Source organism: Paraburkholderia sp. BR10141 (assembly GCF_056155635.1).
This window is the reverse complement of record NZ_JBMIQH010000005.1, coordinates 214248-233616: the sequence shown is the minus strand read 5'-3', so window position 1 is coordinate 233616 and position 19369 is coordinate 214248. Positions and strand designations below refer to the sequence as shown.

The window sequence follows — 19369 nt, the reverse complement described above, 5'->3', positions numbered from 1 at the left end:
ATCGGAGCATGACGGGCGCGAGCGGCCCGCCATGCCGTTACTGCTGGGCCTTGCCAGGAACCTGTTGCCCGCGCAACGAACAGCCCTTCGTTTCGATCACGAAGAAGAGTGCGACGGCGCCCACCGCGCATGCGGCCATCATGTAGTACGCCGGAACGAGCGGGCTGCCGGTCTTGTCCACGAGCCAGTCGCTCACGATCGGCGCGGTGCCGCCGAACAGCGAGGTCGAGACGTTGTAGGCAATCGCCATCCCCGCGTAACGCACTTGCGTCGGGAACATGGCCGGGAACATCGCCGAGATGGTTGCGAGCTGCGGCGCATAGAGCAGGCCGAGCACGGCGAAGCCGATCAGCGCGCCGCCCACGCCGTGGCGCATCAGCATGAACATCGGCACGGCGGCGACGAACAGCCCGACGAGCGAAAACCACCAGAGCGTCTTGCGCCCCACGTGATCGGAGAGCCGGCCAGCGAACGGCAGCAGGGCCATCATCGCCAGCATGCCGATGAGCGGAATGAGCAGCGACATGTTCTCGCTCACGCCCAATTCCTTGTGCATGTACGTCGGCATATACGCGAGCAGCACGTAGTTCACGACATTGAGCGCGACCACGAGCCCGCCCAGCAGCACGAGCGGCACGCGATGCTCGCGCAGCAGGGTGCGCAGCGAAATGGCCGGGCGCTCCCGCTCCTGTTGCTCGAACTTCTCTTCCATCTCGCGGAATACCGGCGTGTCTTCGATGCGCGAACGCAGATAGAAGCCGATCAAGCCCAGCGGCGCCGCGACGAGGAACGGCAGACGCCAGCCCCACGCATGCATCGCATCGTTGCCGAGCGCGAGCGATGCCGCGAGCATCAGCAAGGCGCCCAGCGAAAAGCCGGCCAGCGTGGCGAACTCGAGGAAACTCCCGCAGAAGCCCCGCCGCGCGTCGGGCGCATATTCGGCCATGAAGGTGGCTGCACCGCCATATTCACCGCCGGTGGAGAAGCCCTGGATCATGCGCAAAACGATGAGCGCGGCCGGAGCGATCCAGCCGGCTTTCGCATAGGTCGGCAGCAGGCCGACGAGCAGCGTGGCGCCCGACATCAGCAGCACGGTCAGCGCGAGCACTTTCTTGCGCCCGAAGCGGTCGCCGAGCGGCCCCCAGAACAGGCCGCCGAGCGGGCGAATCAGAAATGAAATGGCGAAGGTGCCGAGCGCGAACAGCGTGGCGCTTGCCGTGCTGCCCGGAAACAGCGCCGCGGAGATATACGCGAGCCCATAGGCGTAGATCCCGTAGTCGAACCACTCGGTTGCGTTGCCGAGCGCAGCGGCGGTAATGGCCCGGCGTGGCAGCGTGTGCGCGCTGCCGGTGGGGGCGGCGTGCTGGTCGTGGTCGGGAGTCGACGTATCGTCCCATAGGGACCGGCCCGGCGTGGGGGAATGCCAAGTTTCGGCGAATCGCATAAGACGTCCTCTTGTCAGGAACCGCGGCCCGAATGGCGCGCTTGAGCGATCAAGTTAGTCCCGTCAATTTCTGTTTCCGATGTCATAGGACGATTTCGCATCGGGACTTTCCCTGCCTGCGCATCGCGCGTCCCTGTCGAGCGGGTGCGGTGGCGACTTTTGACCGCTCTTCGGGATTCGCCCTCGAGCGAGCGGCAGCAACATTTGCCGTTTTTCTGGTGGTTGGGCTGTCTCGCGGTTCGCTAGTGGCAACTGTTGCGATGCACAAAAATTGACTTCCGGCACACTGGAATCGGCCCAGGACTAACCCGAATGCAAGAAAGTATCAGTCTGCGGTCTGATTTTCAGTGGTGCAGGCGTGCCGCGGCGGGTAATTTTCAGGCATGGCGGCGCGTGGTCCGAAGACAGGTCGAGCGTATGCGCAAGTAGCCGTCGCAGAACAAGAAAAAACTGTGCAGGAGGAGTCGAGATGCAAACCATTGGGGCACCCGCGGCGCGCACGAACGCGCCCGGCGCCACGCATTCCCAGCCTGACCTCGAACTGGTCGCCGTGCCGCGCGACGAGTCGTTCAAGGTCTGGTCGCACGGCTACCCCTATCGGACGGTGCGCTGGCACTTCCATCCCGAGTACGAGATCCACCTCATCACCTCGACCACGGGCAAGTATTTCGTGGGCGATTTCATCGGCAGCTTCACGCCCGGCAATCTCGTGATGATCGGCCCGAACCTGCCGCACAACTGGGTGAGCAGCGTGCCGCACGGCGAGGCGGTGGACGAACGCTGTCTCGTCCTCCAGTTCGACGCGGCTTTCATTGCCCGCGCGATCGATGCGTTTCCCGAATTCAGGCGCGTGGAGGCGCTGCTCGATGCGTCGCGCTGGGGGCTGCTGTTCACGCCGGAAACGGGCGCGGCCGCCGAGCCGATCCTGCGCGAGATGCTGGGCGCACAGGGCATGCGACGTGTCACGCTCTTCATCGACCTGCTCGATCTGCTCGTGCAAAGCGAGGAGCCCGCGGCGCTCGCAAGCGAGGCGTATCGCGCCGACCCGGCCCGCTATGCGGGTACGCGCATCAATCACGTGCTCGCCTTCATCGGCAAGAATCTCTCGCAGGAGTTGCGCGAAACGGAGCTGGCGGAACTGGCCGGGCAGAGCGTGAGCGCATTCTCGCGCTATTTCCGCCGCCATACGGGCGTGTCGTTCGTGCGTTACGTGAACCAGCTGCGCATCAATCTGGCGTGCCAGCTGCTGATGTCGGGCGAACTGAACATCACGGACATCTGTTATCAGGTGGGCTTCAACAACCTCTCGAATTTCAACCGCCAGTTCCTGTTGATCAAGGAAATGTCGCCGTCGCGCTGGCGATCCTATCAGCGGCTCAACGCCGCGAGCGCGGCCAGCAAGAGCGAAGCCGTGTACGGCGCGCCCGCGATCGGCTAGCGGATCGCCCAGCAAAAGAGGTTCAAGCGCAGTGCGCATTTCAGGCATTGCGCAGGACGAACTCACACGTTCACAAGGCAGCACGACAGCACCGGCCACCCTACCAGGCATTCAACCAAAAAACGGAGACACCCAATGACCCGACTTCACACCCAACTGATCCGCGCCGCCGCGCTCAGTCTCGCCCTCGCGGGCATCACGTCGGCTTACGCCGCGCCGAGCGGCACGGTCGCGTTCCTGATGCCCGATCAGGCCTCCACGCGCTACGAGCAGCACGACTTCCCCGGTTTCAAGGCCGAAATGGGCAAGCTCTGCCCCGACTGCAAGGTGCTGTACCAGAACGCGAATGCCGATGCCTCGCAGCAGCAGCAACAATTCAATTCGGTGATCGCCCAGGGCGCGAAGGTCATCGTGCTCGACCCGGTGGACTCCACGGCCGCGGCTTCGCTCGTGCACATGGCGCAAAGCCAGGGCATCAAGGTCATCGCGTATGACCGGCCGGTGCCGTCGACCCCGGCCGACTACTACGTGTCGTTCGACAACGAGGAAATCGGCAAGTCCATCGCCCAATCGCTCGTGCAGCATCTGAAGGAGTCGGGCGTGGCCGGGAGCAAGGGCGGCGTGCTCGAAGTGAACGGCTCGCCGACCGACGCCGCCGCGGGGCTCATCAAGAAGGGCATTCACGAAGGGCTGCAGGGCAGCGGCTACAAGACGCTCTCCGAGTACGACACGCCGGAGTGGGCGCCGCCCAAGGCGCAGCAATGGGTGAGCGGGCAGATCACGCGTTTCGGACCGCAGATCGTGGGCGTCGTGGCCGCCAACGACGGCACGGCGGGCGGTACCATCGCGGCCTTCAAGGCGGCGGGACTCAATCCGGTTCCGGCGGTCACGGGTAACGATGCGACCACCGCGGGCCTGCAACTGATCATCGCGGGCGACCAGTACAACACGATCCTCAAGCCGAGCGAGATCGTGGCGGGCGCGGCGGCGAAGGTGGCCGTGGGCTTCCTCGACGGCAAGCCCGTGAAGGGCGAAACGACGCTCTTCAAGACGCCCACGCAGCTCTTCAAGCCGGCCGTCATCACGCAGAAGAACATCAAGGCGGAAGTGGTGGACAAGGGCTTCGCGAAAGCGTCGGATCTGTGCACGGGCCGTTACGCCGATGGCTGCAAGAAGCTCGGCATTGGCGGCTGATACGCATGGCTGGGCCCGGCGCGCGCCGGGCCCTGAGAGCAACGAAGAGGTACCCATTTCATGACTGACGAATCCACCAACCGCGCAACGGACAGCGCCACGGACCGAGCCACGGACCGAGCCACGACAAGCGACGGCGCGCCCGGCGAGCTGGTGCTGAGCCTGCGCGGCATCTCGAAGCACTTCGGCGCGGTTTCGGCCCTCACGGATATCGAGCTCGACGTGCATGCGGGCGAGGTAGTCGCCCTTGTCGGCGACAACGGCGCGGGCAAATCGACGCTCGTGAAGATTCTTGCGGGCGTGCACCAGCCGAGCGCCGGGACGATCACGTTTCGCGGCCAGCCGGTGAACCTGTCCGATCCGGGCACGGCGCTCGACCTGGGGATCGCGACGGTGTTCCAGGACCTCGCGCTTTGCGAAAACCTCGACGTCGTGGCGAACATCTTCCTCGGCCGCGAATTGAGCCCTTACCGGCTCGACGAGGTCACGATGGAAGTGAAGGCCTGGACGCTCCTCAACGAGCTTTCGGCGCGTATTCCCAGCGTGCGCGACGTGGTCGCCTCTCTCTCGGGCGGTCAGCGCCAGACCGTGGCGATCGCGCGCTCGCTGCTGCTCGACCCGAAGCTCATCATGCTCGACGAACCGACCGCCGCGCTCGGCGTGGCCCAGACCGCCGAGGTGCTGAACCTGATCGAGCGCGTGCGCGACCGTGGCCACGCCGTCATCATGATCAGCCACAACATGGAAGACGTGCGCGCCGTCGCCGACCGCATCGTCGTACTGCGCCTTGGCCGTAACAACGGGATTTTCTATCCCGACTCCTCCAACGCCGAACTCGTGGCGGCGATCACCGGCGCGACGGAAAACGCGGTGTCGCGCCGCGCGGGCCGCCGCCAGGCGCAACAGGATGTCCAGTGAAAGGAACGATCGTGAGCAAGACTATCCATGGCGCTGCGCAGCCTGAAAACCCGGATGCCTCAAAGCCCGATGCGAAGCCATCCACGCTGCTCGACCGCAGCGACGTGCGCGTGAAGCATGCGAGCGGAATCGGCGAGAGTGTGTCGGCATTCGTCGACCGCGTGCGCTCGGGCGACCTGGGTTCGCTCCCGGTCATCGCGGGGCTCGTCATCATCTGGACGGTATTCACGAGCCTGAACCCCGTGTTTCTCTCCGCTGACAACCTCGTAAACATGCTGTTCGACTGCTCGACGGTCGGCGTCATTTCGCTTGGCATTGTCTGCGTGCTGCTGCTCGGGCAGATCGATCTCTCGGTGGGCTCGATGAGCGGCTTCGCCTCGGCGCTCGTCGGCACGCTGTGGGTCAACGACGGCTGGCCCGTGCTGCTCGCTATCGTCGCGGCCATTGCGGTGGGCGCGGTGATCGGCGCACTGTATGCGCTGCTGCTCAACTGGATAGGCATGCCAAGTTTCGTCTCGACGCTCGCGGGCCTGCTCGCCATCCTCGGCATGCAGCTCTACGTGCTCGGCTCGACGGGCTCTATCAATTTGCCCTACGGCTCGGCGATGGTGAACTTTGGACAACTGATGGTGATTCCGCCGATCGTCTCGCACGTGATCGCGCTGCTGCCCGGTATCGTGCTCCTGCTGCTCGGCCTGCGTACGCGCACGCGCCGCCATGCGGCCAGGCTTTCGGCGCCTTCGGTCGCAGGCCTGCTCGGGCGCGCGGCGGCGCTGACCGTGTTCCTCGAAATCGTCGTGGCCTATCTCAACCGCGGGCGTGGCGTGCCGCTGATGTTCGGCCTCTTTCTGGGTCTCGCCGTCGTCATGCAGTACGCGCTCACGCGCACGCGCTGGGGCCGCTCGATGCACGCCGTGGGCGGCAATCACGAAGCCGCGCGGCGCGCGGGTATCAAGGTCGGCGCGATCTATACGAGCGCCTTCGTGCTGTGCGCGAGCCTGGCCGCGATCGGCGGCGTGCTGACCGCGGCGCGACTCGCTTCGGCGAGCCAGCAGGCCGGCACCGGCGACGTCAACCTCAACGCGATCGCGGCGGCCGTGATCGGCGGCACGAGCCTTTTCGGCGGGCGCGGCAGCGCATGGTCGGCCGTGCTCGGCATCATCGTGATCCAGTCGATTGCGAGCGGCCTGACGCTGCTGAACCTGTCGTCGTCGCTGCGCTTCATGATCACCGGCGCTGTGCTGGCCATTGCCGTGATCGTCGATTCGCTCGCCCGCCAGTCGCGTGTTTCGCATGGCCGCGCCTGAGGCGTCGGCACCTGATTCAAGGAGAAAGTCACCCATGTCTGAATCGATCAAGGGTAAGGTCGCCGCCATTACCGGCGCGGCGTCCGGCATCGGCTTCGCGTGCGCGCGTGCGTTCGTGGACGAAGGCGCGAAAGTCGTGCTGATCGACCGCGCAGAGGACCGGCTCGCGAAATGTTGCGCGGAACTCGGGCCCAATGCGCTGCCGCTCGCCATGGACCTGCTCAACGCGGCGGACTATGCGACGATGCTGCCAAGGATCCTCGATCTCGCGGGCGGGCTCGACATCTTTCACGCCAACGCGGGCACGTATATCGGCGGCGAAGTGGCGAACGGCAACCCCGACGAGTGGGACCGCATGCTCAACCTGAACATCAACGCCGCGTTCCGCTCGGTGCATGCGGTGCTGCCGCACATGATCGCGCAGAAGTCGGGCGACATCGTTTTCACGAGTTCGGTGGCGGGCGTCGTGCCGGTGGTGTGGGAGCCTGTTTACACGGCCTCGAAGTTCGCGGTGCAGGCGTTTGCGCACACCGTGCGCCGCCAGGTCGCGAAGCACGGCGTGCGCGTGGGCGCGGTGCTGCCGGGCCCTGTGGTCACGGCCTTGCTCGACGACTGGCCCCAGGCGAAGATGGATGAAGCGCTGGCCCAGGGCAGTCTCATGCAGCCGAAGGAAGTGGCCGATTCCGTGGTATTCATGCTCACGCGGCCGCGCAACGTCACCATTCGCGACCTCGTGATCCTGCCGAACAGTGTCGATCTTTAGGGCCTGTTATCAGCGTGAACAGGCCCTAACCACAATCAACGAGCCATGACCTCAATTAACCAGGCCGGCGGCGCACGCCATACCGTCGGTGTCGATGTGGGCACGGGCAGCGCCCGCGCCGGCATTTTCGATTCCGCCGGTCGCATGCTTGCGTCGGCGAAACACGACATCAGCGTGTTTCATGAGAGCGGCGCCATCGTCGAGCAATCGAGCACGCAGATCTGGAACGCCGTGTGCCAGGCCGTGAAGGAGGCGCTCGCGCAGGCCGCGATCTCGCCGGAGCAGATCGCCGGCATCGGCTTCGACGCCACCTGTTCGCTCGTCGTGCTGGGCGAGGGCGGCGCGCCGTTGCCCGTTGGCCCGTCCGAAGTGGCCGAGCGCGACATCATCGTGTGGATGGACCATCGCGCCGTGGAGCAGGCCGAGCGCATCAACGCCACGGGCCACGATGTGCTGCGCTTCGTGGGCGGCAAGATCTCTCCGGAGATGGAAACGCCCAAGCTGCTGTGGCTGCTGGAAAACCGGCCCGAGGTGTTCGCCGCGGCCTGGCAGTTCTTCGACCTGACCGACTTCCTCACATGGCGCGCCACGGGCGATCTTTCGCGCTCCACCTGCACCGTGACCTGCAAGTGGACCTATCTCGCGCACGAGCAGCGCTGGGACGAGAGCTACTTCCGCAACGTGGGTCTGGGCGTGCTTGCCGATGAAGGCTTTGCGCGCATCGGCCGCACGATCGTCGAGCCTGGCACGCCGCTCGGCAGCGGGCTCACGCCCGAGGCCGCCGCGCAGCTCGGCCTGCGCGCGGGCACCGCCGTCGCGACGGGCGTGATCGACGCGCATGCGGGCGGCATCGGCACGGTCGGCGCACAAGGGCAGCCCGAGGCGTGCCTCGCGTACGTGTTCGGCACCTCGTCGTGCACGATGACGACCACGCGCGACCCCGTGTTCGTGCCCGGCGTGTGGGGGCCGTACTACGCGGCGATGGTGCCCGGGGCGTGGCTCAACGAAGGCGGGCAGTCGGTGGCGGGCGCGGCGATCGAGCGGCTGCTCGCGATGCATCCGCTCGCTGCAGAAGCCGCGAGCCGCGCGGCGAGCGAAGGGCAGTCGCTGCCGACGATGCTTGCCGGGCTGGCGGTCCAGGCTGCGCAGAGCGAATCGGGCGCGGTGCGCCTCGCGCACGAGCAGGGCCTGCATGTCGTGCCCGAATTCCTCGGCAACCGCGCGCCATTTGCCGATCCACACGCGCGGGCCGTCATCGCGGGACTCGGCATGGAGACGGACATGGAGAGCCTCGTCGCGCTCTATGTCGCGGGCATCGGCAGCATCGGCTATGGGCTGCGGCAGATCGTCGAGGTGCAGGCCCAGGCGGGCGCGCCGATCGAGCAGGTCGTGATCAGCGGCGGTGCGGGCAGGCTCGACCTCGTGCGCCAGCTGCTGGCGGACGCAACGGGCAAGCCCGTGCTGGCCACCCACGCCGAGGAGCCGGTCCTGCTGGGCGCGGCCATGCTGGGCGCCGTGGCTGGCGGCCTATACGATAACGCGCGCGACGCGATGGCCGCGATGTCCCGGATCAGCAAGGTCTATGCGCCGGCCACGGGCCAGATCGCGGCGCTGCACGAAGCGCGTTACCGCGCCTTCACGCAGTTGCAGGACGTGGCGCGCGCGATCCGATAACGGCTTGACCGGGAGCTAGCGGCTCACGCCGCCTCGCCGCTGCGCTGCGCGAGCGCGGCGGCAGCAGCCTGACTTTGCGCGAGGTGGCGCAGCAGCTTCGTCACCATCACGACGACGGTGAGCGCGAGCAGTACGAAGAACACCGCTAGCGGCGTGAGCACGTGCACGGAGACGAAACCGGCCAGCCCCATCATCGCCGAGGAAACGAGCAGCAGCGCGCAGCCGAGAATCGCGCTCGTCAAACCCGCGATATGCGGGAACAGCGAATTGCCCTTGGCCATCAGCGTGGGATACATCGCACCCGCGCACAGACCCATCACGAGTACAGGAACGGCGAGCGTCCACACGCGCAGGCCCACCGTGAGTGCGAGCACGAGCATCGCGATGGCCGCGCCCGCCATCACGCGCGCCCCCACACGCAGACGTTGCTCCGGGGTAGGCAGGCGCGGGCCGTGCAGCCGGTTCGAGAGGCCGCCCAGGAAATACATCAGGCCGATGCCGAGCGCGAGATAGCCGAAGAAGGTGGGCGGCCTGTGCAGCGTGTTCTGCACCATGAACGGCCCGACGACGTTGAAGACGAGCAGGATGCTGTAGCACAGGCCCTGGGCGAGAAAGCAGCTCTGGAACACGGGGCTCGCGAGCACCTTGCCCGCGTTCGCGATGAGCGTGCGCGGCTCCAGCCGCACCGGTTGCCGCAAGGTCTCGCGAAAGCGCCACAGCAACGCCCACATCACCAACGAATAAACGAGCAGGAACACGAGGCAGGCCTTCCAGCCGAACAGCTCCTGCAGATGCGCGCCGATCACCGGCGCGATGATCGGCGCGAGCCCCCACGTAATCGACATGTAGGTGAACGCGTGCATGAGCGCGGTGCCCACGAACGAATCCGTGATGATGGCCTTCGCGAGCAGGTTGGTCGCGGCGATGCCGAAGCCCTGCAGGCAGCGCGCCAGCACGAAAGTTTCCAGATTCGGCGCGGCGAGCGAGAGCAGACAGCCGAGCGTATAGATCACGAGGCCGAAAGCCAGCACGCGCTTGCGCCCGAGCGCGTCGGAAATCGGTCCGAAGATGAGTTGGCCGAACGCGTAGGCGGCGAGATAAACGGACACGCTCGACTGGATCGCCTGTGGCGACGTCGCGAAGTAGCGCGCCATGGCCGGCAGCGCGGGCACGTAGATGTCGATGGCGAGCTGTCCGGCGGAGGCGAACAGGCAGATCAGGAACAGCAGGAAGCGCGGCGAGTTCGCCTGGCGTGCGGCGGTGGCGGGACGTTCGGGCAGATCGTGAGTCATGACAGCGTGAAAAGGGCGGGTTCCGGTGCGGCGGCGCTGGGGGGCGTTGGGGCAGCTGTTCGGAAAGCACGTTCGGAACACGAACACGGCGTCCGGCGCGGCGGTGCAGGCGCGTATTGTGCCCGTTATCGCCGACTTCCGTGCGACGCCCCTCTCAGGCGCGGCGCTTGCTGAGCTTCCGCTTATCTCGCCCAGGATAGTCCCGGAGTGCCGAAATGCCAGAGAAAAGGCCGAAAGAGGCCGTGCGCCGTCCTACCACCGCGGAAGACTACGAAGTCTTCTGCGGCGAGCAGATCGACGGCGCGGGCCGCTACTACGGATTGCTGCGGATTCGCCGCAAGACCGATGGGCGGCTCATCTATCCGTTCGACGGCTGTCCGCGTCCGGGGCCGTGCGCGACGGGTCCGCTGGCAAGGCAACAGGCACTCACGCTCGCGGATGAGCTGATTCGCGCGGACATTGCCACGCCCGAAGGGTGAGCAGACCCTGCGCGCCGAAGGGGGAGCCTGCCCAGCTCAAAGGGAAAACACTTCGTGCACCGAAGTCTGAATCACGCCGCCATTCATCGGGCCGCCGCCCGCCACATGAATTGCATCGCCCGCGACTGCCGCGCCCATGCCATGACGCGGCGTGAGCATGGGCGCATAGGCCTGCCATGAGTCGGTAGCCGGATCGTAGCCCTCGTTCTGCCCGAAGACGCGCCGCGTGCCTTCCCCGCCCATGCAGAAGAAGCGTCCCCGCCACGCCGCGCCGCCGTGACCGGAGCGCGGCGTGGGCATGGGCGCGCGTTCTTCCCAGGCGTCGCGCTTCGCGTCGTAGGCCACGTGCATGCCGGTGTTGAAGTCGAACGTATCCATGCGGCCGCCGGCCACGAGTATCCAGCCCGCGAGCGAGACGGCCGCCGTGTGGTCGCGCGGACCGGGAATGGGCGCGAGCGTTTTCCAGCTGTCGCTCTGCGGGTCGTAAGCCTCGTGCCAGTCCACCGAGCGCGTGTCGCGGCCGCCGATCGCGTGCAGCATGCCCTCGTGCGCCACGACGGAAATCGCGCCGCGCGAGCCGCGCGAAAGCGGGTGAATCGCGTGCCAGCGGTCGTCGGCCACGACATAGGCGTAGCAGTCGGGCACGGCAATGCGGTTCTGCTCGACGAACCCACCCATCGCATAGACCACGCCGTCGAGCGCCGCCACGCCGATATGATTCGCGCCGCGCGGAACGGGCGCGGCGTTGCGCCAGGCGCCGCGCGCCGCATCGAATACATGGTGATAGGGCCGCGCGACCTGGCCCGCGCCGTAGCCGCCGATCACATGCATGCGCTCGCCCTCGCTCGTCGCCCACGCCATTTCGCTGCGCGGCAGCGGCAAGGGCGGCGCCGTGGTCCATGCGCCTTGCGGCGCGGCGCTCGGCGCGCTCGAGTAGAAGAAGCGCTGCATGAACGCTTCGGGTGGCAGCTGCGTGGCGTTGGGGTCGTGCAGGCTCGCGTAGAGGCCGCCACGCTGGGCCGTTTGCATCGCTTGCGGGTCTTCTTCGGGCATGGGCTGCATGTCCGCAGCCATCGCTTCACGCTGCGTGCACCAGGCGGTGCTGCTCGCGGCGAGGCTCAGTTCGAGGAAGCGGCGACGGGAAAGCGGCATGGCGAACCTCGCGGAGGTGGAGGGGACGGCATCGGGCGCGCTTTTCCCGGGGCGTTTTTCTCGCTCGCACAGCGCGCAGTGGATACGGTACACGGGAACGCTGTCGCCCACTTTGTGTTACTACGCGCCGATCCAAGGCGCGATCGGTTTCGCGCCGCCAGGCTGCCTGGTCGACCGTCTTGAGAATTTAATTTCAAGTTACGTCGGCTGAAGAGAATCGAATACTCCGTCATCTGGAGAATCCACTTAATTTTGGAACCATTTTTTAGTGTCCGGGGCGTAGCATTTTCGACATTCCGTTGTGCGAGAAACGATGATGAGCGAGAAGGGCGATTTGCGTTACTTTGACTATGCCGCGACCACCCCGGCGGACCCGCGGGTGATCGAGGCGATGTTCGGCTGTCTGGGCATGGAAGGCGATTTCGGCAACCCGGCCTCCAGCTCGCACGGCGCGGGCCAGCGGGCGCGCCGGCTCGTCGAGCAGGCGCGCAAGGACGTGGCGGCGCTCATCGGCGCCGATGCCGCGGAGATCGTCTGGACTTCTGGCGCGACCGAGTCGAACAATCTCGCGCTCAAGGGCTATGCGGACCGCGCGACGCAAAAGCGCCATCTCATCACGAGCCAGCTCGAGCACAAGGCCATTCTCGATACGATGACGAGCCTCGAAGCGCGCGGCATGACCGTCACGCGGCTCGCACCGGACGCGCAGGGCGAAATCACGGCAGCGGCCGTGGCCGCCGCGCTCACGCCCGACACCGGTCTCGTCTCGCTCATGCTGGTCAACAACGAACTGGGCACGCTCACCGATGTCGCGTCGATTGCGAGCGTGGTGCATGCCGCCGGCGCGCTGCTGCACGTCGACGCGGCGCAGGCGCTCGGCAAGACGCCCATCGACGTGAAAGCGATGGGCATCGACCTCCTTTCGATGTCGGCGCACAAGGTGTACGGGCCGAAGGGCATCGGTGCGATCTACGTGAACCGCGAGGCGTTCGAGCGCATTGCGCCGCAAATGCATGGCGGCGGTCACGAGCGTGGGCTGCGTTCGGGCACGCTGGCCACGCATCAGATCGTCGGCATGGGCGTGGCGTGCGTGATTGCGCGCGAGGCGCTGCAAGCGGACAGCGAGCGCATTGCGCGGCTGGGCGAGCGCCTGCTGGCCGAGGTGCTCGCGTTGCCGGGTGTCACGCTCAACGCCGCGCGCGCGCAGCGCATTCCCCACACGCTGAGCCTCACGATCGATCTGCCGGGCTTCTTCCCGTTCCTGCTGACCGGCGACCTCGCGATCTCGTCGACTTCGGCCTGCAACTCGGCGGCGGGCACGCCTTCGCACGTGCTCACTGCCATCGGGCTTGGCGAAGAGGCGGCAAACCGCACGGTGCGCCTGAGCCTCGGGCGCTTCACGAAGCCGCAAGACGTCGATTTCGCGGTGGACTGCATCCGTCGCTCGGTGGCGCCGTGTCTGCCGGCCGCTGAGCCCGCCTGATTTCGTCGGTCAAGGTCACGATGAACATCGAAACCCGATGATCGTTTCACTCGTACTCGGCGCCATGATCGGCGCGATGCTGGGACTCACGGGCGCGGGCGGCGGCATTCTCGCCGTGCCGGCCATCGTGGTGGGAATGGGCTGGTCCATGCAGCAGGCCACACCGGTCGCCTTGATCGCCGTGGCGAGCAGCGCGGGGATCGGCGCGCTCGAAGCCTTCCGCAAGCGTCTCGTGCGCTATCGCGCGGCGTTCTGCATGGCGCTCGCGGGCGTGCCGACCACGTGGCTGGGCGTGCGCCTCGCTCAAGCCATGCCGCAACGCCTGCTGCTCGCGCTCTTTGCCGGCGTGATGCTGTTCGTGGCGGTGCGGCTGCTACGTCAGACCATCGGGAAAAAGCGCGCGCTGCCCGAAGCGTCGCCGCTTTGCGTGGGCCGCGTCAATCCCGATACCGGCCGCCTCGTGTGGTCGAAAGCGACGGCGCTCGCGCTGGCCTCGACCGGCGCGTTGACGGGACTGATGACCGGCCTGCTCGGCGTGGGCGGCGGCTTCATCATCGTGCCCATGCTGCGCAAGCTCACGAACATCTCTATGCACGGTATCGTCGCGACGTCGTTGATGGTCATTGCGCTCGTGGGCTCCGGCGGCGTGGTGGCGACGGTGCTGCATGGCGTGCCGCTGCGGCTCGACCTCACGCTGTGGTTCAGCGTCGCGACCGTCGTCGGCATGATGCTGGGGCGTCACGTTTCGCACCGCGTTTCCTCGCGGCATACGCAGATGGGCTTCGCTGCCATTCTGGTGTGCGTGGCGTGCGGCATGCTCGCCAAGGTGGTGCTCGGTTACTGAGACCTTGCGCTTGGTTCGCGCTCAACCGGCCGGGGCGAGAAAGACGCGGATTTCGTCGGCGAGCCAGTCGCGCACGGCACGCACCTTGGGGTCGTCGCGGCTGCCAATCCGATAGACGAGATCATGGCCGCGCTCGGACTCGAGACGCAGGTCCGGGAACGGCGCAACGAGCCGGCCGGCCGCGATGTCGTCCGCCACGATCACGCTGCGCCCGAGCGCGACGCCTTCCCCTCGAATCGCCGCCTCGATCGCGAGGCTCCCATGGCTGTATGCCGTGCCGCGATCGCTGCGCACGCCGCTCAATCCCGCCAGCGCCAGCCATTGCTCCCAGTTCGCAAGCATGCCGCCCTCATGCAGCAAGGTGCAGCGCGCGAGACTCTCGACCGATGCCATGCCGCCCATCTTCGCCCGATAGTCAGCACTGCAAACCGGCGTCACGGTTTCGTCGAGAATGCGCTCGGCCAGCACGCGCGGATAGCGTCCGCTGCCGTAGCGAATCGCCACATCGACATCCGAGTCGTTGAGATCGACGTATTTGTCGGTCACGTCGAGGTGGACGTCGAGTTCCGGATGGCGAGCCTTGAGGCGATGCAGGCGCGGCGCGAGCCAGCGGTTCGCAAAGGACACGCTGGCGTTGATCTTCAGGCGCGTGACGCTGTCGTGCGTGCGCAGGCGCTCGGACTCCTTGGTCAATTCAGCGAGCGCGCGGTTCACGGCCAGCAGGAACTCGGCGCCCGCTTCGGTCAGGACGATGCGACGCGTGAGGCGCTGGAACAGCGCCACGCCCAAATGGCTTTCGAGCGTCTTGATGTGCCGGCTCACGGCGCCATGCGTGACGTGCAGTTCCTGTGCCGCCAGCGTCATGCTGAGGAGCCGCCCGGTGGCTTCGAAGGCGCGCAGGGTTTGCAGCGGGGGAAGGCGGTCGAACATGGAGCCGGGATGTACGTGACGTGTGAGTTTTGCTCACGCATTATATGACGACAAATGGTTTGTCAGCCACATCGACCGGCTTCAATATGGGCATAAAGCCGCGGGACGTAACGTAACCAGTGCGACGTCCGCCGCGCATTCCCGACAGTTGGCATTCTCCGCATTGCGTCGCCCATCATGGATCTTCTGCTTTTCAAGCTCGTCTTTACGCCGTTGTTGCTGTTGGCCGCCAGTCTCGCCGCTCGCCGCTGGGGCGAAGCGGTCGGCGGGCTGCTCGTGGGACTGCCGCTTACTTCGGGGCCGGTTTCGGTTTTTCTCGCGCTGGAGCACGGACCGGCGTTCGCCGCGCAAGCGACTGCGGGTTCGCTTGTCGCAACGGCTGCGCAGGCGGCGTTTTGCGTCGTCTATTGCCGGCTCGCGGCGCGTGGGTGGAAGGTGGCGCTGGCAGGCGCAGGCGCCACGTTCGCCCTGGTGGCCCTCGTGCTGCAATGGGGCGCGCTGCCTACGCATGGTCTTTATCTCTTCGCCATTCTGGCCATTGCTCTTGCGCTCAACCTGATTCCCAACCAGCCGGCAAGAACGATGCGCCTCTCGCCGCCGTGGTGGGATTTGCCGTCGCGCATGGCGCTCATCGCCGGCCTCGTGGTGAGCGTGACGCTGATCGCGCCTTACGTCGGACCCGAGGCGAGCGGCGTGCTCGCATCGTTCCCGTTCATGGCGATCATCCTCGCCGTGTTCGCGCACCGCCTGATCGGCCACGAAGCGGCGCAGCAACTGATGCGCGGCATGACCACGGGACTGCTGGGATTTGCGTCGTTCTTCTTCGTCCTGAGCCTCACGCTCACGCACTGGAATCTACTGGCTGCTTACGGAACAGCGATAATCTGCGTGCTTACGATTCAGGCGATTTCCCTGTACCGCATGCGTCTGCCGACACCTTGCCTGCACGGCAAGGCCAAGGCCGAAGGCAGCACGCCTTAACCGCTGGCTTTGCGTCTGGCGGGTCTGGGCTGACGGCGCCGCGCTTGCTGCGGTGCATCGCAGGACTTCGGCTTCGGGGCGCGCCGACGCCTCGACGCCCACGGCGAATGGCCTAAACTACAGATCCGGCGGACGCGGCCGTTTCCGCATCGCCGGCCCGCCATGGCGCACCTCTTCTTCGCAGCTTCGATTCAGCGGCACGTCGCGACGCCCGAGCGCGAGATCGACGCGCGCACGCTTCGCGAAGCGTTCGATGCCGTGTTTGCCGAGCAGCCGCGTTTGCGCGGCTATATCCTCGATGATCAGGGCGCATTGCGTAAGCATCTGGCGGTATTCGTGGACGGCGTTCGCCTGCGCGATCGGGGACATTTGAGCGACGCGCTCGGCGATGAGAGCCGGGTGTACGTCGTGCAGGCGCTGTCCGGCGGATGAGTCACCACTTTGCGTGGGATCGGAGCGCTGACTCTGGATCGACAGGAGGGTACGCGAGATGAGCGATCGACTGCTGGTCGCAACCCGCAAGGGGCTGTTCGTTCTGCAAGGCGATGGAGAGGGCGGCTGGACAATCGGCGAACCTGAATTCGTCGGCGAGCCGGTGAGCATGGTGATGCCCGATACGCGCGACGGCTCGCTCTATGCCGCGCTCAACCTGGGCCACTTCGGCGTGAAGCTGCATCGCCGGCGCGCGGGCATGGCGCACTGGGAAGAATGCGCGGTGCCCGTCTATCCGCCACAGCCTGCCGAGGAGATTCAGGCCAGCGAACCGGATGCATTGGGCCGCCTGCCTGCGCCGTGGTCGCTCCAGCAGATCTGGTCGCTCGAACCGGGCGGCGCGGACGAGCCGGGCGTGCTGTGGGCGGGCACGATACCTGGCGGCCTGTTTCGCTCCGGCGACGGCGGCGACAGCTGGGAACTCAACCGCCCGCTGTGGGACCGCCCGGAGCGCCGCGAATGGGCGGGCGGCGGCTACGACGCGCCGGGCATTCACTCGGTGATGGTCGATCCGCGCGACAGCCGGCACGTGACAGTGGGCGTGTCGTGCGGCGGCGTGTGGCAGACCGGCGACGGCGGCGCGAGCTGGCGCCTCACCGCCGAGGGTATGGAGGCCGACTACATGCCGCCCGAGCGGCGCGGCGAACCCAATGCGCAAGACCCGCACCGCGTGGTGCAATGCGCGGCGAATCCGGATGTGCTGTGGACCCAGCATCACTGCGCGATCTTCCGCTCGACCGATGGCGCGGCCCACTGGCGCCGCATCGAAGCGCAGCCGTCGAGCTTCGGTTTCGCGGTCGTGGTGCATCCGCGCGAGCCGGACACCGCGTGGTTCGTGCCGGCCCAAAAAGACCAGTACCGCGTTCCTGTGGACGGCCGGTTCGTCGTCACGCGCACGCGCGACGGCGGGCGTACATTCGAGCGCTTCTCGAACGGCTTGCCGGCCGCACCGGCATACGACCTCGTGTACCGCCACGGTCTCGACATCGACGGTACTGGCACGCGCCTCGCCATGGGCTCGACCACGGGCGCGCTCTGGACCTCGGACGATGGCGGCGAAAACTGGCGGCTCGTTTCGGCGCACTTGCCGCCGGTGTATTGCGTGCGCTTCGGGTGATGGCGGCCTTCCAGCCCGCCCTGCTGCGCGGCCATGGTCGCGGCATGCGCACGCTCGCGGAGCCGGCGCGCAGCACGTACGCGCATCTCGCGCAGCGGGAGGCGGCGTGCGGATCGCGCTCAGCTCGGTCAAGATGCAGATCTTCGCCGCAATCTGTATTGCGCGGCGGGTATCGAGCGAAATGCGGGAGTAGCGAGGGGTTTTGTATCGTTGTGTATCCGCCGTGGCAATGGACAAAGAGGCTTGCAAAAGCAGGGGGGCGTGGAAACAAGCGGGATACGTGCGGGAGTTCAAATACACCCATGCCAGTCAGCGACGTCGCACAAGAGACATCGAAAAAGACTGGACGCGCGAGCCACGCCATCGTGGTCCGAACCAACTCATTGCTTACAGGTGGATACCATGAAACTCATCAAGTCGCTGATCGTTGCCGCTGTTGTCGCCGTTCCCGTCGTCTCTTTCGCCCAGTCGGCTGAGCCGCTCACGCGTGCCCAGGTGCGCGCCGAACTGGTGCAGCTCCAACAGGCCGGCTACAACCCGGCGGCCGACTACAACGACTATCCGCAGCACATCGAGGCCGCCGAAGCGAAGGTGAGTGCGCAGAACGGCGCGGTGGCGTCGGCGTTCGGCGGCGTGGCGAATGGGTCGTCGGCAGCGGGCGCGGTTACGGCTTCGGCGTCGCACGACATTCCCGGCCTGGGTTCGATCTACGCGCACCAGTGATCGGTGCGTGAAGGTGCGAGTGCAAGAGCGGCCCGCTTCGAGCGGGCCGTTGTTCATGTCGCGACTTGCCTCGTGCTTCGTCCCGGCCTAACCTGTGCCGGATACGACGACCCCGAGGCCAGCATGCAAATCCATCCCGTACGGCTGTCTCCCGGCGACGATCTGCGCGCCGCCGTCGAAAGCTTGCTGGGCCAGCAAGCCTCGCATGCGGCGTTCGTCATTCAGGGCATCGGCAGCCTGAGCGTCGCGCAGTTGCGCTTCGCCGGCGCCGAAACGCCGACCGCATTGCGCGGCGACCTCGAAATCCTCACGCTCGCGGGCTCGGTGTCGCCCGATGGCGCCCATTTGCACATGTCCGTGTCCGACGCGCAAGGCCGCGTGTTGGGCGGCCACGTCGCGCGCGGCTGCACCGTGCGCACCACGGCGGAGCTGCTGCTGGTGCTGCTGCCTGGCCATCGTTTCTCACGCGAGCTCGATTCCGCGACCGGATACGCGGAACTGCAGATCCGCAACGCGCCAGGCTGATCCGCCTGCGCCGCCATTCGCGCGACCCCACGCACCGTCACAAAATTTAAAAGCGGCATCGCTATGCTTCGGCGTTGCCTCGCCGCTGTCCGTGCTGCGCGCGAGGCCCCGCTCGGGCCGCTCCTCGAGCCGTTGTTGTGCCTCTATCTGGACGGAGACTTCGATGACGGTCGAATCCGCGCCGGCGCGCTTGCCATGGCAACGCGCGTCGCGCAGACGTTTGCGCCTGCCCGCTGCATTCAAAACGATGCGTGCGCCCGCCATGCTGTTTGCATGCGCAGCCGCGCTGTGTACGCTTGGCGCGTGCAGCGCACGTGATAGCGACGCGCGCGTCGCGCTCACCACGAACGCGGCGCGCGAACTCGCGCAAGCGCAGCCAGGTACCAATCCACAGCGCCCGGCGCTCGCCAACGCATTCACGCTGGCGTCGGATGCGGGCGCATCGAATCTCCCAGATAGTGCGAACAGCATGGTGAACGCCGGCGTCGCCTTGCCCGCGAACGCCGTGCGCTCGCCGGCGAAGCCACCCGCCGGCGGGAGCGCGCAAGACACACAAGCCGCGCAGATCGAACCGCTTGTCACACCCGTTATCCACACCGCTGACTGACGTACC

At 66.6% G+C, this 19369-nt stretch carries 19 protein-coding genes and 1 pseudogene; 16 read left to right on the top strand and 4 right to left on the bottom strand.

Features of this window, described 5'->3' with window-relative positions:
- Positions 1-37 precede the first annotated feature (37 nt).
- Positions 38-1444, bottom strand: coding sequence for an MFS transporter (locus tag ACOJB8_RS09630; protein ID WP_368618599.1), 1407 nt, complete (start codon positions 1442-1444; stop codon positions 38-40).
- A gap of 469 nt (positions 1445-1913) precedes the next feature.
- Between ACOJB8_RS09630 and ACOJB8_RS09625 the strand changes: the two genes are divergently transcribed.
- The 6 genes from ACOJB8_RS09625 (at position 1914) to ACOJB8_RS09600 (ending at position 8738) form a co-directional block, all read left to right on the top strand.
- Positions 1914-2882, top strand: a complete 969-nt coding sequence (locus tag ACOJB8_RS09625) for an AraC family transcriptional regulator (RefSeq protein ID WP_342947584.1) — start codon at positions 1914-1916, stop codon at positions 2880-2882.
- A gap of 135 nt (positions 2883-3017) precedes the next feature.
- Positions 3018-4076, top strand: coding sequence for an ABC transporter substrate-binding protein (locus ACOJB8_RS09620; protein ID WP_475012247.1), 1059 nt, complete (start codon positions 3018-3020; stop codon positions 4074-4076).
- 60 nt (positions 4077-4136) lie between these two features.
- On the top strand, positions 4137-4994 hold the full coding sequence (locus tag ACOJB8_RS09615) for an ATP-binding cassette domain-containing protein (protein ID WP_475012245.1): 858 nt from the start codon (positions 4137-4139) through the stop codon (positions 4992-4994).
- Between the two features lie 11 nt (positions 4995-5005).
- Positions 5006-6301: a sugar ABC transporter permease gene (locus tag ACOJB8_RS09610; RefSeq protein WP_368605238.1), complete on the top strand. Its 1296-nt coding sequence runs from the start codon at positions 5006-5008 to the stop codon at positions 6299-6301.
- 34 nt (positions 6302-6335) lie between these two features.
- Complete coding sequence (locus ACOJB8_RS09605; protein WP_475012242.1) at positions 6336-7064, top strand: SDR family oxidoreductase; 729 nt, start codon at positions 6336-6338, stop codon at positions 7062-7064.
- A gap of 45 nt (positions 7065-7109) precedes the next feature.
- The gene (locus ACOJB8_RS09600; RefSeq protein WP_475012241.1) at positions 7110-8738 is read left to right on the top strand and encodes an FGGY-family carbohydrate kinase; all 1629 of its coding nucleotides are present in this window, start codon (positions 7110-7112) and stop codon (positions 8736-8738) included.
- 23 nt (positions 8739-8761) lie between these two features.
- Here ACOJB8_RS09600 and ACOJB8_RS09595 read toward each other — a convergent pair whose 3' ends face one another.
- Positions 8762-10030, bottom strand: a complete 1269-nt coding sequence (locus tag ACOJB8_RS09595; protein WP_069263745.1) for a multidrug effflux MFS transporter — start codon at positions 10028-10030, stop codon at positions 8762-8764.
- Between the two features lie 215 nt (positions 10031-10245).
- Here ACOJB8_RS09595 and ACOJB8_RS09590 point away from each other — a divergent pair, with 215 nt between their 5' ends.
- On the top strand, positions 10246-10509 hold the full coding sequence (locus ACOJB8_RS09590; protein WP_342947578.1) for a DUF6723 family protein: 264 nt from the start codon (positions 10246-10248) through the stop codon (positions 10507-10509).
- A gap of 36 nt (positions 10510-10545) precedes the next feature.
- On the opposite strand, the gene ACOJB8_RS09585 is transcribed toward ACOJB8_RS09590, so the two are convergent.
- Positions 10546-11661: a Kelch repeat-containing protein gene (locus tag ACOJB8_RS09585; RefSeq protein ID WP_475012239.1), complete on the bottom strand. Its 1116-nt coding sequence runs from the start codon at positions 11659-11661 to the stop codon at positions 10546-10548.
- Between ACOJB8_RS09585 and ACOJB8_RS09580 the strand changes: the two genes are divergently transcribed.
- The 3 genes and pseudogenes from ACOJB8_RS09580 to ACOJB8_RS09570 all read left to right on the top strand — a co-directional run bounded on the left by ACOJB8_RS09580 (position 11660) and on the right by ACOJB8_RS09570 (position 13988).
- Entirely contained in the window at positions 11660-11872 is a 213-nt protein-coding gene (locus ACOJB8_RS09580) for a hypothetical protein (RefSeq protein ID WP_475012237.1), read from the top strand. The two genes, ACOJB8_RS09585 and ACOJB8_RS09580, sit on opposite strands and share 2 nt — an antisense overlap.
- 105 nt (positions 11873-11977) lie before the next feature.
- Positions 11978-13132, top strand: a pseudogene (locus ACOJB8_RS09575) (cysteine desulfurase family protein); the annotation flags it as partial.
- 49 nt (positions 13133-13181) lie between these two features.
- On the top strand, positions 13182-13988 hold the full coding sequence (locus ACOJB8_RS09570; protein ID WP_475012235.1) for a sulfite exporter TauE/SafE family protein: 807 nt from the start codon (positions 13182-13184) through the stop codon (positions 13986-13988).
- Positions 13989-14009: 21 nt separating this feature from the next.
- Here ACOJB8_RS09570 and gcvA read toward each other — a convergent pair whose 3' ends face one another.
- Positions 14010-14918 carry a transcriptional regulator GcvA gene (gene gcvA, locus ACOJB8_RS09565; RefSeq protein WP_475012234.1) on the bottom strand — a complete coding sequence of 303 codons (909 nt, stop codon included), beginning with the start codon at positions 14916-14918 and terminating at the stop codon, positions 14010-14012.
- A gap of 177 nt (positions 14919-15095) precedes the next feature.
- Between gcvA and ACOJB8_RS09560 the strand changes: the two genes are divergently transcribed.
- The 6 genes from ACOJB8_RS09560 (at position 15096) to ACOJB8_RS09535 (ending at position 19363) form a co-directional block, all read left to right on the top strand.
- Positions 15096-15899: a hypothetical protein gene (locus ACOJB8_RS09560; RefSeq protein ID WP_475012232.1), complete on the top strand. Its 804-nt coding sequence runs from the start codon at positions 15096-15098 to the stop codon at positions 15897-15899.
- Between the two features lie 162 nt (positions 15900-16061).
- A complete protein-coding gene (locus tag ACOJB8_RS09555; protein WP_475012230.1) occupies positions 16062-16331 on the top strand; it encodes a MoaD/ThiS family protein in 270 nt (89 codons plus the stop codon).
- A gap of 58 nt (positions 16332-16389) precedes the next feature.
- Complete coding sequence (locus ACOJB8_RS09550; protein ID WP_069263758.1) at positions 16390-17508, top strand: WD40/YVTN/BNR-like repeat-containing protein; 1119 nt, start codon at positions 16390-16392, stop codon at positions 17506-17508.
- A 402-nt stretch (positions 17509-17910) separates the two neighbouring features.
- Positions 17911-18231 carry a DUF4148 domain-containing protein gene (locus ACOJB8_RS09545; RefSeq protein ID WP_069263760.1) on the top strand — a complete coding sequence of 107 codons (321 nt, stop codon included), beginning with the start codon at positions 17911-17913 and terminating at the stop codon, positions 18229-18231.
- A gap of 123 nt (positions 18232-18354) precedes the next feature.
- Positions 18355-18756 (top strand): PPC domain-containing DNA-binding protein, encoded by a 402-nt coding sequence (locus ACOJB8_RS09540; RefSeq protein WP_475012227.1) that lies wholly within the window; start codon positions 18355-18357, stop codon positions 18754-18756.
- 163 nt (positions 18757-18919) lie between these two features.
- The gene (locus ACOJB8_RS09535) at positions 18920-19363 is read left to right on the top strand and encodes a hypothetical protein (RefSeq protein WP_475012226.1); all 444 of its coding nucleotides are present in this window, start codon (positions 18920-18922) and stop codon (positions 19361-19363) included.
- Positions 19364-19369: the final 6 nt, after the last annotated feature.

Excerpts from the sequence above, each read along its gene's own strand:
- ACOJB8_RS09630 (WP_368618599.1), bottom strand. The coding sequence starts at position 1,444 with ATGCGATTCGCCGAAACTTGGCATTCCCCCACGCCGGGCCGGTCCCTA.
- ACOJB8_RS09625 (WP_342947584.1), top strand. The coding sequence starts at position 1,914 with ATGCAAACCATTGGGGCACCCGCGGCGCGCACGAACGCGCCCGGCGCC.
- ACOJB8_RS09620 (WP_475012247.1), top strand. The coding sequence starts at position 3,018 with ATGACCCGACTTCACACCCAACTGATCCGCGCCGCCGCGCTCAGTCTC.
- ACOJB8_RS09615 (WP_475012245.1), top strand. The coding sequence starts at position 4,137 with ATGACTGACGAATCCACCAACCGCGCAACGGACAGCGCCACGGACCGA.
- ACOJB8_RS09605 (WP_475012242.1), top strand. The coding sequence starts at position 6,336 with ATGTCTGAATCGATCAAGGGTAAGGTCGCCGCCATTACCGGCGCGGCG.
- ACOJB8_RS09600 (WP_475012241.1), top strand. The coding sequence starts at position 7,110 with ATGACCTCAATTAACCAGGCCGGCGGCGCACGCCATACCGTCGGTGTC.
- ACOJB8_RS09595 (WP_069263745.1), bottom strand. The coding sequence starts at position 10,030 with ATGACTCACGATCTGCCCGAACGTCCCGCCACCGCCGCACGCCAGGCG.
- ACOJB8_RS09590 (WP_342947578.1), top strand. The coding sequence starts at position 10,246 with ATGCCAGAGAAAAGGCCGAAAGAGGCCGTGCGCCGTCCTACCACCGCG.
- ACOJB8_RS09580 (WP_475012237.1), top strand. The coding sequence starts at position 11,660 with ATGGCGAACCTCGCGGAGGTGGAGGGGACGGCATCGGGCGCGCTTTTC.
- ACOJB8_RS09585 (WP_475012239.1), bottom strand. The coding sequence starts at position 11,661 with ATGCCGCTTTCCCGTCGCCGCTTCCTCGAACTGAGCCTCGCCGCGAGC.
- ACOJB8_RS09570 (WP_475012235.1), top strand. The coding sequence starts at position 13,182 with ATGATCGTTTCACTCGTACTCGGCGCCATGATCGGCGCGATGCTGGGA.
- gcvA (WP_475012234.1), bottom strand. The coding sequence starts at position 14,918 with ATGTTCGACCGCCTTCCCCCGCTGCAAACCCTGCGCGCCTTCGAAGCC.
- ACOJB8_RS09560 (WP_475012232.1), top strand. The coding sequence starts at position 15,096 with ATGGATCTTCTGCTTTTCAAGCTCGTCTTTACGCCGTTGTTGCTGTTG.
- ACOJB8_RS09555 (WP_475012230.1), top strand. The coding sequence starts at position 16,062 with ATGGCGCACCTCTTCTTCGCAGCTTCGATTCAGCGGCACGTCGCGACG.
- ACOJB8_RS09550 (WP_069263758.1), top strand. The coding sequence starts at position 16,390 with ATGAGCGATCGACTGCTGGTCGCAACCCGCAAGGGGCTGTTCGTTCTG.
- ACOJB8_RS09545 (WP_069263760.1), top strand. The coding sequence starts at position 17,911 with ATGAAACTCATCAAGTCGCTGATCGTTGCCGCTGTTGTCGCCGTTCCC.
- ACOJB8_RS09540 (WP_475012227.1), top strand. The coding sequence starts at position 18,355 with ATGCAAATCCATCCCGTACGGCTGTCTCCCGGCGACGATCTGCGCGCC.
- ACOJB8_RS09535 (WP_475012226.1), top strand. The coding sequence starts at position 18,920 with ATGACGGTCGAATCCGCGCCGGCGCGCTTGCCATGGCAACGCGCGTCG.